12 protein-coding genes and 1 pseudogene are annotated in these 13,180 nt (G+C 66.3%); 5 read left to right on the forward strand and 8 right to left on the reverse strand.

What is annotated here, in order from left to right:
* Positions 1-43: 43 nt before the first annotated feature.
* Both WBP48_RS11160 and WBP48_RS11165 read right to left on the reverse strand, forming a co-directional pair.
* Entirely contained in the window at positions 44-1,783 is a 1,740-nt protein-coding gene (locus WBP48_RS11160; RefSeq protein ID WP_424440403.1) for an ABC transporter substrate-binding protein, read from the reverse strand.
* 92 nt (positions 1,784-1,875) lie between these two features.
* Positions 1,876-2,859, reverse strand: a complete 984-nt coding sequence (locus WBP48_RS11165; protein ID WP_424440406.1) for an ABC transporter permease — start codon at positions 2,857-2,859, stop codon at positions 1,876-1,878.
* 188 nt (positions 2,860-3,047) lie between these two features.
* On the opposite strand from WBP48_RS11165, the gene WBP48_RS11170 reads away from it, so the two are divergent.
* Entirely contained in the window at positions 3,048-3,626 is a 579-nt protein-coding gene (locus WBP48_RS11170) for a PH domain-containing protein (RefSeq protein WP_424440409.1), read from the forward strand.
* 85 nt (positions 3,627-3,711) lie between these two features.
* On the opposite strand, the gene WBP48_RS11175 is transcribed toward WBP48_RS11170, so the two are convergent.
* The 5 genes from WBP48_RS11175 to WBP48_RS11195 all read right to left on the reverse strand — a co-directional run bounded on the left by WBP48_RS11175 (position 3,712) and on the right by WBP48_RS11195 (position 9,535).
* Complete coding sequence (locus WBP48_RS11175; protein WP_424440412.1) at positions 3,712-5,403, reverse strand: ABC transporter family substrate-binding protein; 1,692 nt, start codon at positions 5,401-5,403, stop codon at positions 3,712-3,714.
* Positions 5,404-5,489: 86 nt separating this feature from the next.
* On the reverse strand, positions 5,490-7,553 hold the full coding sequence (locus WBP48_RS11180) for a dipeptide ABC transporter ATP-binding protein (RefSeq protein ID WP_424440415.1): 2,064 nt from the start codon (positions 7,551-7,553) through the stop codon (positions 5,490-5,492).
* Positions 7,550-8,197, reverse strand: a complete 648-nt coding sequence (locus WBP48_RS11185) for an ABC transporter permease (protein ID WP_424440418.1) — start codon at positions 8,195-8,197, stop codon at positions 7,550-7,552. The genes WBP48_RS11180 and WBP48_RS11185 overlap by 4 nt, the downstream gene beginning before the upstream one ends.
* A gap of 34 nt (positions 8,198-8,231) precedes the next feature.
* A complete protein-coding gene (locus WBP48_RS11190; RefSeq protein WP_424440420.1) occupies positions 8,232-8,552 on the reverse strand; it encodes a hypothetical protein in 321 nt (106 codons plus the stop codon).
* A complete protein-coding gene (locus tag WBP48_RS11195; protein WP_424440422.1) occupies positions 8,552-9,535 on the reverse strand; it encodes an ABC transporter permease in 984 nt (327 codons plus the stop codon). Before WBP48_RS11195 ends, WBP48_RS11190 begins: the two co-directional genes overlap by 1 nt.
* A 241-nt stretch (positions 9,536-9,776) precedes the next feature.
* Between WBP48_RS11195 and typA the strand changes: the two genes are divergently transcribed.
* Positions 9,777-11,690: a translational GTPase TypA gene (gene typA / locus WBP48_RS11200; RefSeq protein ID WP_424440424.1), complete on the forward strand. Its 1,914-nt coding sequence runs from the start codon at positions 9,777-9,779 to the stop codon at positions 11,688-11,690.
* A gap of 49 nt (positions 11,691-11,739) precedes the next feature.
* Here the strand turns inward: typA and WBP48_RS11205 are convergent, their stop codons facing one another.
* Positions 11,740-12,174, reverse strand: coding sequence for a DUF2200 domain-containing protein (locus tag WBP48_RS11205; protein WP_424440426.1), 435 nt, complete (start codon positions 12,172-12,174; stop codon positions 11,740-11,742).
* Between the two features lie 32 nt (positions 12,175-12,206).
* On the opposite strand from WBP48_RS11205, the gene WBP48_RS11210 reads away from it, so the two are divergent.
* From WBP48_RS11210 to WBP48_RS11220, 3 genes and pseudogenes are all read left to right on the forward strand, one after another.
* Complete coding sequence (locus WBP48_RS11210) at positions 12,207-12,641, forward strand: histidinol dehydrogenase (RefSeq protein WP_424440428.1); 435 nt, start codon at positions 12,207-12,209, stop codon at positions 12,639-12,641.
* 10 nt (positions 12,642-12,651) lie between these two features.
* Positions 12,652-12,978: a ferredoxin gene (fdxA, locus tag WBP48_RS11215; RefSeq protein ID WP_424440430.1), complete on the forward strand. Its 327-nt coding sequence runs from the start codon at positions 12,652-12,654 to the stop codon at positions 12,976-12,978.
* Positions 12,978-13,180 (forward strand): annotated as a pseudogene (locus WBP48_RS11220) (succinyldiaminopimelate transaminase); the annotation flags it as partial. The gene fdxA and the pseudogene WBP48_RS11220, both read left to right, overlap by 1 nt.

Below are 13,180 nucleotides of genomic sequence, written 5' to 3' on the forward strand. Positions count from 1 at the left end.
CCTTTCGACGCCCACCCGACAGAGGGTGGAACGGACTACTTGCTTACTCGGCCACGTAGAGCGAGCCGAAGTCCGGGTAGAAGCTCGACGCGACATCCGGGAGGAAGCCACCGATCTTCGAACCGAACAGGAAGTAGTTCTTCTGCTGCGCAACCGGGATGTAGGCCCCGTCCGCGCCGGCGATGGCGTCGGCCTGCGAGAACAGCGATGCCTGCTCCGTCAGGTCAGTCTCGCTGAGCGCCTGGTCGATCAGACCGTCGACCTCCGGGTTGCTGTAGAACCCGTAGTTGAAGCCGACGCCGGTTTCGGCGTCCTCGGGGTTCGAACGGAGGATCGGCACGACGACGGTGGACATCGACGGCCAGTCGGCCGCCCAGCCGCCGAGGAACACGTCGACCTTGTTGCCGTTCTTGTCGCGAGCGGCCATCTGACCGTAATAACCAGGAACCGCGTCCGCGGCGATCGGGTTGGTCGACACGACGAATCCGGCTGCTTCGAAGCTCTGCTGGACGACCGGGATGATCTTCTCGTTGGTCGGGCTCACGGCGTACGCGATCGTGATCTCCGGCGTCGCACCGTTCAGCAGCGCCTTGGCGGCCTCGGGGTCGCCGTCGGGGTTGTCGTCCACGAACGCCGGGTTCTCCTCGAAGCCGGAGACGGCCTTGGAGACGATCGACGTGGAGGGCTCACCCCAGTTGTCGCCGCCGTACGCCTGGATGACGCCGTTCTTGTCGAGGGACAGAGCGAGCGCGCGGCGCACGTCGGGGTCGGTGACGGTCAGCGAGTTGATGAACAGGAAGCGCGTGTAGGGCGACGTGCTCTTCATCGTGCGGTCGGTCATGTCGTCGGTGATCTGCGAGTAGAACGTGGCCGGGATGTTGGCGTCGGTGAACGCCGCCTGGTCCTCGTCCGAGTCGGTCACCAGTCGCTGGAACAGCACGTCGCTGTCGGAGACGAACTCGAAGTTGAACTCGTCCGGCAGCGCCTCGCGCAGGTCGGTCGAGTCGGTCGAGGGGTCGTACTCGTCGTTGCGGACGAAGGTGCCGCCTGTCGCGCCGTCGAACTCGCCGCCGTCGAGGATGTACGGGCCGTTCGAGTTGATCTTCCAGAGCGTGGATCCGTCGTCGAACGACTCCTGGTAGGGGTCGGTGACGAACAACGACGCGGCGGATGCCGGGAAGTCGCCCCACGGGGTGTCGAACTTGTACGTCACGGTCTGACCGTCGGCGAAGAAGTGCTCGTCGAAAACGGCCTGCGCCTCGGGGGTCGAGGTGAACGGGCCGCTGTAGCCCGCTTCGACGACCGAAGGAACGTAGGTCGACAGGTAGGTCACGCCGACGCCCGTGCCGTTGACGAGATTCTCGTCGAACGAGCGCGACAGGCCGTACACGAAGTCCTCACCGGTGATCGGGCTGCCGTCCTGCCACGTGACGCCGTCCTTGATGGTGAACGTCCAGGTCAGGCCGCCGTCTTCGGTCGTGCCGGTGTCGGTGGCGAGGTCGCCCACAGGCGCGGCGTTGGGGTCGTCGCTGATCGGCAGCGCGGTCAGACCGCGGTAGACCAGGCGGCGCAGCGACGCCAGTTCGTTGCCGTAGTAGATCGTGGCCGGGTCGGTGCCCTCCCACTGTCCGGCGACGCCCAGGTAGGTGATCGTGCCGCCGCTGTTGCCTTCGCCGCTGCTCTCGCCGGCGTCGTCGCCCGGACCGCTGCAGCCGACGAGCGCGGTGACGAGCGCGCCGACGACTGCGAGCGCACCCAGGCGGGTGATCGGTCGCTTGTTCATGTGAGGGGGTTCTCCTTGGTGTGAGATGGGGTGGCGCTCCTTGCCGAGCGCCGCTCTTTCGGAGGGGGTCTCCGGAAGTCCGGGGCGTGGGGTTAGCGGTTGCCCTTCGGGTCGAGCGCATCTCGCAGTCCGTCGCCGAGGAGGTTGAAGGCGACGACGAGGATCACGAGGACGAGCACGGGGATGATGAAGTAGACGAAGTCGGCGACGGGGTAGCGGACGGCATCCTGCAGCACGTTTCCGAGCGTCGGTGTCGGCTGCTGCACGGAGACGTTGAGGTAGGCCAGCGCCGCCTCCGTCGAGATGTAGGCCGGCAGCATGAGAGTCGATTGCACGAGGATCGGCGCCCACAGGATGGGCAGGACCTCGCGGAACCAACGTCGCGCGGGGCTCGCGCCGAGCAGCTTGGATGCGTCGATGAACTCTCGTTCGCGGATGCTGAGCACCTGTCCGCGGATGACGCGCGCAACGCCGACCCAGCCGAAGACGCCGAGCACGAGCACGACGTAGGTGGCGCGGGCGATATCGCCCTCGGGCACGCGCAACGTGCCGGTCAGGATGCCGATGATCGTGCTGGACAGCGCCAGCAGCATGAGTGTCTGCGGGAACGACATCGTGAGGTCGATGAGGCGTCCGATGAGGGCGTCGACCCAGCCGCCGGTGAGGCCGGCGATGATGCCGAGCACGACGCCCAGCACGATCGCGATCAGCGATCCGAGCAGCGCCATCGCGAGCGAGAACGTCAGTCCGTACCAGATGCGGCTGAGGGTGTCGCGGCCGAGCCCGGGTTCGACTCCGAAGGGGTGCTCCCAGCTGACGCCGCCCCAGTCGCCGAGCGGCAGGCTGTCGGGAGCGATGAGGTCCTGATTGTTCGAGTACGGATCGAGCACGCCGAGGGCGACGAGGAACGGCGCGACGATGGCCAGAATCAGGTAGACGAGCACGACGACTGCGGCGGTGACCGTCTTCTTGTCGGCGAGAAAACGTCCCCAGGCGAGGCGTCCGGGGGATCGATTGATGGGTGCGGCCTTCACGACAGCGGTTGCGGAGACCCGCTCGGAGATAGTGAGGCCCATCCTGTGCTTTCGATGTTTCGATGTGTGATTGCCGGATTCACGCTAACTCTTCGCCCCCATGAGTTTCCAACTGACGCGTGAACTGTTACACAGCAGAAACTCGCACGTACTCTTGCAGGAACTTTCGGTGGTGTACCCGGGATTCGGGAGCGACATGAGGACGCAAGGGGAGCAGGGTGATCGGGCGGATGCCGAGGCGCGAAGAGGCTGGTGCGGCGGCACCGAACAGCTGGGTCATCCGATCCACCGGCGGGGTTGTCGCCTCGGTGGTCTGTGCCGCGATCGCGGTGTTCCTGGTCGTCGACGCCATCGCGCGAGCGGGCTGGGTGCAGGCGTTGCTCTGGGTGCCGTGGCTGCTGCTGGTGACGTGGGCCGTATGGGTGGCAGCCGCGTCCTCGGTCGTCGCTGTCGACGATGACGGGGTCACCGTGCAGAATCTCCTGCGACGGCACCGATTGCCGTGGCGACGGATCATCGACGTCGAAATGCGGATGCAGATCTGCTTCCTGCTGGACTCCGGAATCATCGTGCGCTGCGTCGGCGGCCCCGCACTTGCGCGACCGGGCGTGCAGGTCACGCGGATGGGTCAGCAGCGTGCACTGGCTGCCGAGACGGAGGTCACCGGCATCCGCCAGCGATGGACCGCCTCGGCGATGCGACCGACCGCTGACGGGCCGGTGGAACACAGCTGGGACCGCGCGCTCGTCTGGACTTTCGTCGCGTTCGCGGCGGCGGCCGTCGTGGCTCTGATCGTTGCCTACGCGTGAGCCCGGTGGGCGCTCATTCATCTACGACCGCGACGAGATCGGGGCCGGGAGCATCGCTCCCGGCCCCACTCGTTGTATCAGGCGGTTACTTCTCCCAGCCGATGTTCTGCGGCTGGCCGACGAAGAACAATCCCGCACCGTAGTTGGCGAGACCCTCCTTCACGGCGACGATCGTCGGACCGTTGAACAGGGGCATGATGCCGGCGGTCTCGGCGAAGATCTCCGCCTCCAGTTCGTTGCCCTGGGCGATCTGCTCGTCCGGGTCGCCGATCGCGGCGAGGTCGGCGATCTTCGCGTCGAGCTCCTCGGTGCCGGTGCCGGACAGGTTCAGCCCGCTGTCGGCGCAGTACACCTGGCAGAAGTAGGCGAAGCCGAACGGGTCGGACGAGCTGAAGCCCATGAGGAACATGCCGAACTCACGATTCGTGTACACGTCCGAGAACTCGCTCGAGGGTCGGTTGGTGATCGCCGCGTCGACGCCGATCTCCTTCAGCATCGAGTTGATGGCCTTTGCCTCGGCTGCCGACGTGGGGTCGTCGCCCAGCGTGGTGAACTGGAACGAGAGCTTCTGGCCGTCCTTCTCGCGGATGCCGTCAGAGCCGACCGTCCAGCCCGCCTCGTCGAGAGTCGCCGCCGCGGTGTCCTTGTCGTAACCCAGACCGGCTTCCGTGAAGTTGTCGTTGTAGCCGGGCTGGAACCCGAACAGCGCGAAGGACCCTGGCGGGTCCTCCGTGTAGTCCAGGCCCTGGAACTCGATCTTGGCGAGCACCTCGCGGTCGATGCCCTGCATGATCGCGGTACGCGTCTCGAGGTCTCCGAGCACGGCGTCGGCGGAGTTCAGCATCATGAGCGTGTTGGACGGGGTTCCACCGCGCAGGATGGAGATTCCCTCCATGTCCTTGACCTGGGCGAGCCGGTCCTGGGTGCCCGCGCTCGTAGCGTCGATCTCACCGTTCTTGAAGGCGTTGATCGAGGCGCTGGATTCGAGCGCCTTGAAGGTGCGCGTGTCGAGGAGACCCTTGTCGCCCCACCACTTGTCGTTGCGCTTGAACGAGATCGTGCCGTTGTTCTTGTCGTACGTGTCGACCGTGTACGGTCCCGCCCCCCACTCCGGGTGCGGGTCTTCGACATACGCTGTGTTGAACGTGTCGGCATCGGAGACCTCGGGGTTGAGGAGCTGGTTGAACAGGCCGTCCACCCAGGCGTACGTCCCCTTGAAGGTCACGACCGCTTGGCGGTCGTCGACACCCTGCTCGACGGATTCGATCTGCACGTACCCGTCGGTCGACGACGGCGCGTAGTCCTCGTCCTCGCCGTTGCTCGCCTTCCAGGTATTCTCGAAGCTCGTCCAGTCGATCGGAGTGCCGTCGTTGTACTGCGCCTCCGGGTTGATCGTGTAGGTGACGACCGTCTTCCCGTCGACCTCTTCCTTCGTCACATCCGTGAGGTAGTCGGGGTTCGGGTGGTACGTGCCGTCGGCGTCGAACAGCGCGAGAATCGGGTTGTACCAGCGCCACACGTTCAACGAGTACAGTGTGCCGTCCGCGTGGAAGGTGTTGAACTGGGCCGAGATCTCCGGGAGCGCCGTCGTGAGGGTGCCGCCCTCCTTGAGGTTCTCGCGGGGCTGCGGGTTGTAGTCGGCCTGCTTGGTCTCGCCGCCGCTCGTCGCGCCGTCGGTGGGGCCGGACGATCCTCCCGTGCTGCATCCGGAGAGCAGCAGGGCGCCGGCCACGACCGCAGCCGCGACGGCGGTGAGCCGCTTGGTTGCTATGGACATGGTGTTGTACCTCCTTGGCCGCGGGTCGCGGCCGGGATTGTGTGATTGTCGCGGGCTGTTTCCCGCTCTCCGTGCGGCGGATCGGGCTACGCAACCTCCCGGTTCTCCGTAGCGGAGCTGAAATGACAAGCGTCCGCGTGGTCGGGTCCACGCAGGAGCAGGACGGGAGGCACGGTTTCGCACCGCTTCCGGTCCGCTTCGCTCGTCAAAGACTGGTACAGGGGGCACCGCGTCACGAACGGGCACCCTTCGGGACGTGCCGCGGGGCTCGGCAGATCGCCGGTGAGCACAATGCGATCGCGCGTGCGCTCGACTTTCGGGTCCGGCACCGGGATGGCTGACAGGAGGGCCTTCGTATACGGGTGACGGGGATTCTCGAAGATGCGGTCACTGTCGCCGAACTCGACGAACCTGCCGAGATACATGACTCCCACCCGGTCGGCGATATGGCGGACGACGGACAGATCGTGGGCGACGAAGAGGTAGGACAGGCGCAACCGCGCCTTCAGTTCTTCGAGAAGGTTGATCACGCCAGCCTGGATGGACACATCCAGCGCCGAGACCGGCTCATCAAGAACGACCAGGCGCGGGTTCGTCGCGAGAGCCCGCGCGATGCCGATGCGCTGTCGCTGCCCGCCCGAGAACGCCGAGGCGAACCTCTCCACGTGCGCCTGATTGAGGCCGACGAGATCCATGAGTTCGCTGACCCTGGCGCGCACGTCGCCGTCGTAGCCCATCGTGCGCAGCGGCTCTGCAAGGATGTCGCCGACCGTCATCCGCGGGTCGAGCGCACCCATCGGGTCCTGGAAGACGATCTGGACATTGCGGCGGAGGGCACGTTCGGCTCGGCCGGTCCTGACCGTTGCCACGTCGACGCCCGCGAGTTCGACCGTCCCGCTCTGGGGCTTCATGTCCATGATCTCGAGCAGCGTCGTCGACTTGCCGGAACCGGATTCGCCGACGATCGCCAGCGTCTCGCCCTCGCGGATGTCGAAGCTCACCCCGTCGACGGCACGCACGGTTCCGATGCGCCGCTTGAACAGCGCGCCCCGCGTCAGGGGGAACTCGCGGCCCAGATTGGTGACGTTCAGGACCACCTCGCGCTCATCGCGCGGCACCGCATCGATGGGCGATGTCGTTATCTCCGGCACCGGGTACACGTCACCTTCGGCCGTGCGGTCCAGTCGGATGCAGGCCGCCCGATGATCGGCGCTTCCGTCGACGGAGCGCAGGGGAGGCTCGCCTTCGAGGCACTCGGGAACGGCGATCGGGCACCGCGGCGCGAAGGGGCAGGCGTCGGGCAGGGCGATGAGGATCGGCGGGTGGCCGGGGATCGGTGTGAGAGGGACATCGGCGCGCTCATCGACACGGGGGATCGCGGCAAGGAGTCCGATCGAGTAGGGCATCCGCGTGTTCTCGAAGACCTCGTCGACCGCGCCGGTCTCGACCGGCTTTCCGGCGTACATGACGAGCACGTCGTCGGCGCTGTGGGCGACGACTCCCATGTCGTGCGTGATCAGCAGCACGGCGGCGCCGGTCTCGTCCTGCGCGCGGTCGAGGACGTCGAGGATCTGCGCTTGGATCGTGACGTCGAGAGCCGTCGTAGGCTCGTCGGCGATGATGACGCGCGGATTGTTCGCCATTGCTATCGCAATCACGACGCGCTGGCGCATCCCACCGGAGAACTCGTGCGGGAACGACCGCAGCCGCTCCTGTGGACGGGGGATGCCGACGATGCCCAGCAACTCGGTCGCCCGCGCCGTTGCGGCCCGCGTCGAGAGGCTGCTGTCGTGCGCTTGCAGCGCTTCGATGATCTGGTCTCCGATCGTGTAGACCGGGGTCAGCGACGACAACGGGTCCTGGAAGATCATCGACAGATCCTTGCCACGGATGCGTGACATCTGCATGTCACTCAGTCCGAGCAACTCGCGGCCCTCGTACTGGATCGATCCCGTGATGCGCGCAGACTTCGGATGCAGTCCCATGATGGCCAGCGACGTCACGGACTTGCCGGATCCGGACTCGCCGACGATCGCGAGGGTCTTTCCGGGGTGGAGGTCGAACGATACGCCTCGTACCGCATCGACGACCCCTGCCTCCGACGGGAAACTCACGGCGAGGTCGCGGACGGAAAGGAGCGGGGCGCTCACGCGGTGCCTCCGGAGTTCGAGGTCGGGTCGAGCGCGTCGCGGAGGCCATCGGCGACGAACGCCATCGAGACGGTCAGCAGTGTGAGCACGCCGGCGGGATAGTAGAACAGCCAGGGCGCGCTCGTGACGGTGTTCGAACCCGACCCGATCAGCGAACCCAGCGAGACGTCGGGCGTCTTCACCCCGAAGCCGATGAACGACAGGCCTGTCTCCGCCATGACGGCTCCCACCAGACCGAGCGTGAACGAGATCACCAGCAGTGATCCGATGTTCGGGATGATGTGGCGCAGCACGATGCGGAAGCCCGGAACGCCCATGTAGCGTGCCGCGGCGACGTACTCCTGCTCCCTCACCGAGAGAGCGATCGCCCAGACCGTCCGCGCTCCCAGGAACCAACTGATCGCGGTCATCACGAGCGCGATGACGAGCCAGTCGCCGCCGGCTTTGTTGGAGATCAGCGACAGCACGAGGAACGTCGGCATGATCATGAGGAAGTGGATGATCGCCAGGATGATCTGCTCGGTGCGTCCCCGGAAGTACGCGGCGCACGCCCCGATCACGGCGGCGAGCACGGTCGAGCCGATCGAGACGATGAGCGCGATGAGGATCGACTGGCGCAGACCGTGCGCGGTCTGCGCGAACAAGTCGTTCCCGGCGTTATTGGTTCCCCACCAGTGATTATTCGTACCGGGGGGGGGCGGTCAAACTCATGAAGTCGGTGTTGAGGTAGTCGTAGGGCGCGATCAGCTCGCCGAAGGTGGCGAACAGCGCGAGCAGGGCGAAGATGACCAGTCCCGCCATGGCGGTGCGATTGCGGCGGAACCGGCGGAGGTACAGCTGCCAGGTGCCGCGCGCCTTCGGAGTGCCGACAGCCGTCGGCGCCAACTCCACGAGGGCCTCGTCGACCGCTGACGCGCCCAGCTCGCCGATCCCCGCCCCGGAGTGGATATCCGGGTTGAGGTCGACGTCCAGCTCGACTTCACGTTCGGGGATGCTCATCAGCTCACCCTCACTCTCGGATCGATGATCACGACGAAGACGTCCGCCAGGATGGCACCGACCGCGGTCATGAGGGCGCCGAATGCGGCGATGGCCACGACGCCGTGCACATCGTTCTTGGCGATCGTCGTCACGAAATACCGGCCCATTCCCTCCCATTGGAACACCGTCTCCGTCAGCACCGCGCCCGTGAACATGGCGGGGATGGAGAACGCGACGGAGGTGACCACCGGGATGAGCGAAGTCCGCAACGCGTGCTTGCGGACGGCCTGCTGGCGGGTGAGTCCTTTCGCTCTGGCGGTACGCACGTAGTCGGCGTTGATGTTGTCCAGCAGCAGAGAGCGCTGCATGAAATACGTGCCGGCGTACCCGGTGACGACGAGGACGATCGTGGGCAGGGTGAGGTGCTGGAAGACGTCGACGATCGTGGGCCAGAATCCCTCGACTCCGTCACTGCGCGAGCCGGTCACGTAGAACACTCGGGTGCCGACCACCTGGTTGAACCAGATCGCCAGCAGCACGATGCCGAGGCCTGCGACCACGATCGGGAGGTTCATCGAAATGGTGGAGACGAACTGCACACCGCGATCGGCGGCGCTGTATTGACGCGAGGCCGTCCATACCGCGAGCCCGATGCCGATGATCGTCATGATGATCGTGGCGCCGAGCAGGAGCTCGGCCGAGTTCCAGATGCGGAACGACACCTGTTCGTTGACACTCTCACCGACGGGACTGCGGCCCCAGTCCCACCGCAGCAAGACACCGGTGATCCAGGTCCACCAGCGCTCCAGGACGGGCGTCTTGTCGTTGAGGTTGTACTGCGACAGAGCCGTGTCGGCGACGGCCTCCGCGACCGGGGGATTGCGACCGGTGTAGTTCGACCGCGGATTCAGAAAGATCACGGCGAGGAAATACGTCAGGTTCGTGGCGAGCAGGATCATCACGAGCCACCCCAGCGTCCGCCGCAGGAGATACCTCAACACGAGCGGATTCCAGTTCTGCGCGGAATGATCCCCACCGTCCTTGCCTTGTCGTGAGGTTCTGAAGTCTTGAGAAAGAACTTATGCACAATACCTCGCAGGACTTCTCTCCTCCGAGCAGATGCGCCGGATGTATCCATTTCGTTGTGCGAGCGCCCGTGCTGGTCGCTGCGGCAAGGATGCGCGATAGACTGTTCCATCCGCATGTCGCGGAAACCCTCCCACCCTTCTGAAGGACCCCTTCATGGCGCACGCCCTCCGTCCGGACCTCCGTAACGTCGCAATCGTGGCGCACGTCGACCACGGCAAGACGACGCTCGTGGACGCGATGCTCCGCCAGACCGGCTCGTTCGGCGAGCACGCGCACGTCGAAGAGCGCGCGATGGACTCGAACGACCTGGAGCGAGAGAAGGGCATCACGATCCTCGCCAAGAACACGGCGATCACCTACAACGGCATCCACACCGACACCCCCGTGACGATCAACGTCATCGACACGCCCGGTCACGCGGACTTCGGCGGCGAGGTCGAGCGCGGCCTGTCGATGGTCGACGGCGTCGTGCTGCTTGTCGACGCGTCCGAGGGTCCGCTGCCGCAGACCCGCTTCGTGCTGCGCAAGGCGCTCGAGGCGAAGCTGCCCGTCATCCTCCTCGTCAACAAGACCGACCGGCCCGATGCACGCATCGCCGAGGTCGAGGGTGAGGCTCACGACCTGCTGCTGGGGCTGGCATCCGACCTCATCGACGACGTGCCCGACCTCGACGTCGACGCTCTGCTCGACGTTCCGGTCGTCTATGCGTCTGGTCGCGCCGGCGCGGCATCCCGCACCCGGCCCGAGAACGGAACGCTACCCGACAACGACGACCTGGAACCGCTGTTCGAGGCCATCCTCGAGCACGTGCCCGCGCCGTCCTACGACGACGAGGCGCCCCTGCAGGCGTGGGTCACGAACCTCGACTCGTCGCCGTTCCTGGGGCGCCTGGCCCTGCTGCGGGTGTTCAACGGCACCCTCAAGAAAGGGCAGACCGTGGCGTGGGTGCGCCACGACGGTACGCACTCGAACGCCCGCATCACGGAGCTTCTGAAGACCCGGGCCCTGGAGCGGTATCCCGCCGAGTCCGCCGGTCCCGGCGACATCGTCGCGATCGCCGGTTTCGAGGACATCACGATCGGCGAGACGATCGCCGATCCCGACGACGTGCGGCCGCTTCCCGCCATCCACGTCGATGACCCCGCCATCTCGATGACGATCGGCACGAACACGTCGCCCCTCATGGGCAAGGTCAAGGGCCACAAGCTCACCGCCCGCATGGTGAAGGATCGCCTCGACCGCGAACTCGTCGGCAACGTCTCGCTCAAGGTCGTGGACATCGGCCGGCCGGATGCTTGGGAGGTGCAGGGCCGCGGCGAGCTCGCCCTCGCCATCCTCGTCGAGAACATGCGACGTGAGGGCTTCGAACTCACGGTCGGAAAGCCCCAGGTCGTCACGAAGAAGGGCGAGGACGGCAAGCTCAAAGAGCCGTTCGAGCACCTCACGATCGACGCGCCCGAAGAGCACCTCGGCGCGATCACACAGCTGATGGCGGCGCGCAAGGGCCGCATGGACACGATGACCAACCACGGCACCGGCTGGGTGCGCATGGAGTTCGTCGTCCCGTCGCGGGGGCTCATCGGCTTCCGCAGCGAGTTCCTCACGACCACGCGCGGCACGGGGATCGCCAACGCCATCGCGCACGGCTACGACGACTGGGCAGGTTCCATCACGACGCGACAGAACGGCTCGATCGTCGCCGACCGCTCCGGTGTCGTCACGCCGTTCGCCATGATCGCGCTGCAGGAGCGGATGAGCTTCTTCGTGCAGCCGACCGAAGAGGTCTATGAGGGCATGGTCATCGGCGAGAACTCGCGCGCCGACGACATGGACGTCAACATCACGAAGGAGAAGAAGCTGACGAACATGCGCTCGTCGACCTCCGACACCTTCGAGTCGATGACCCCGCCGCGCGTGCTGTCGCTGGAGGAGTCGCTCGAGTTCGCCCGCGACGACGAATGCGTCGAGGTCACGCCCGAGAAGGTGCGCATCCGCAAGGTCGTGCTCGATGCCACCGAGCGCGGCCGCGCCGCGTCGCGCGCCAAGCGTCAGGATGCCGCGGGCTGACCATTCCTGCCCGACATCCTCCCCGAGCCGCTATCTTCCGACCGAGCCGCTATGTTCCGACCGAGCGAAACATAGCGGCTCGGTCGTTTCGTAGCGGCTCGGCGGGCGTGGTGGCTGCCGCGGGGGTACGGAGGATCTTCTCCAGGGCTTTGCCGCGGGCCAGCTCGTCGACGAGCTTGTCGAGGTAGCGCAGCTTCTGCATGAACGGGTCCGTGATGTCCTCGACACGCACGCCGCAGATGACCCCTGTGATGAGGTGCGCGTTCGGGTTCAGCGTCGCGTCGTCGAAGATCTCCACGAAGGTCGAGCCCTCCGTCAGGTGTCGCGCGAGGTCGGCATCCTCGAGTCCGGTCAACCAGCGGATGACCTCGTCCAGCTCCGCTGTCGTCCGGCCCTTGCGCTCGACCTTCTGCACGTACAGCGGATACACCGACGCGAAGGTCAGCGCCCGGATCCGCTGCTGCGCACGCTCGCTGGTGTCCATGCCGGCCAGCGTAGCCCGCGTAGACTCGCGGAGTGAGCATCGCGCGGGTAGGGACGTGGGTCGTATCCGTCGTCATCGGGATCGTCTACGGCGTCGCGGGCACGATCGGGCAGGCGGCCATGTGGGGTCCGGTGCCGCTGGGCCTCGTGGTCGCGACCGTCGGGACGGGTGCCTTACTGCTCGCCGTGCGGCTGCTCACGGCCGACCGCTGGGCTGCGCTCGCGACGGGGATCGGGGCAATGGTCGCCACCCTCGTCTTCTCCGGCCGTGGCCCCGGAGGATCTGTCGTCGTCCCCGCCCCGGAAGGCGCCGACATCTCCACGGGCATCGTCTGGACCATCGCCGTCCCGATCCTGACGGCACTCGTCGTGGCGTGGCCCGTGATGTCGTCCGCGAAGGGATCGAGCGGCGGTGCGCTCTCCTCGTCGGCATCCGTTCCGGGCACCGGGGTCGGGGTCGGGAACTAGACTCGAAGGCGTGACGTATGTGATCGCCTTGCCGTGCGTGGATGTGAAGGACCGTGCCTGCATCGACGAGTGTCCCGTCGACTGCATCTACGAAGGCGAACGGTCGCTCTACATCCACCCCGACGAGTGCGTCGACTGCGGTGCCTGTGAGCCGGTATGTCCCGTCGAGGCGATCTACTACGAGGACGATCTGCCGACCGAATGGCAGGACTACTACACCGCGAACGTCGAGTTCTTCGACGACGTCGGCTCTCCGGGCGGCGCCGCCAAGGTCGGCGTGATCCCGAAAGACCACCCGATCATCGCCGCCCTGCCGCCGCAGTCCCCGTCGCACTGATGGCCGTCCGCGACCTCGACGACTATCCCTGGGATGCCGTCGCCCCCTACGCCGCCCGCGCCAAGGCCCATCCCGGCGGGATCGTCGACCTGTCGATCGGCTCGCCGGTCGACGAGACGCCCGCCCTCATCGCCGAGGCGCTGCGCGCCGCGACCGACGCGCACGCCTACCCGCAGACGGTCGGCACTCCTGCGGGTAGGCG

It is taken from the genome of Microbacterium sp. (assembly GCF_049661145.1).
GTDB lineage: Bacteria > Actinomycetota > Actinomycetes > Actinomycetales > Microbacteriaceae > Microbacterium.

Coding starts and splice junctions, on each gene's coding strand:
- WBP48_RS11190 (WP_424440420.1), bottom strand. CDS start 8,552: ATGAGCATCCCCGAACGTGAAGTCGAGCTGGACGTCGACCTCAACCCG.
- WBP48_RS11170 (WP_424440409.1), top strand. CDS start 3,048: ATGCCGAGGCGCGAAGAGGCTGGTGCGGCGGCACCGAACAGCTGGGTC.
- WBP48_RS11175 (WP_424440412.1), bottom strand. CDS start 5,403: ATGTCCATAGCAACCAAGCGGCTCACCGCCGTCGCGGCTGCGGTCGTG.
- WBP48_RS11205 (WP_424440426.1), bottom strand. CDS start 12,174: ATGGACACCAGCGAGCGTGCGCAGCAGCGGATCCGGGCGCTGACCTTC.
- WBP48_RS11165 (WP_424440406.1), bottom strand. CDS start 2,859: ATGGGCCTCACTATCTCCGAGCGGGTCTCCGCAACCGCTGTCGTGAAG.
- WBP48_RS11160 (WP_424440403.1), bottom strand. CDS start 1,783: ATGAACAAGCGACCGATCACCCGCCTGGGTGCGCTCGCAGTCGTCGGC.
- typA (WP_424440424.1), top strand. CDS start 9,777: ATGGCGCACGCCCTCCGTCCGGACCTCCGTAACGTCGCAATCGTGGCG.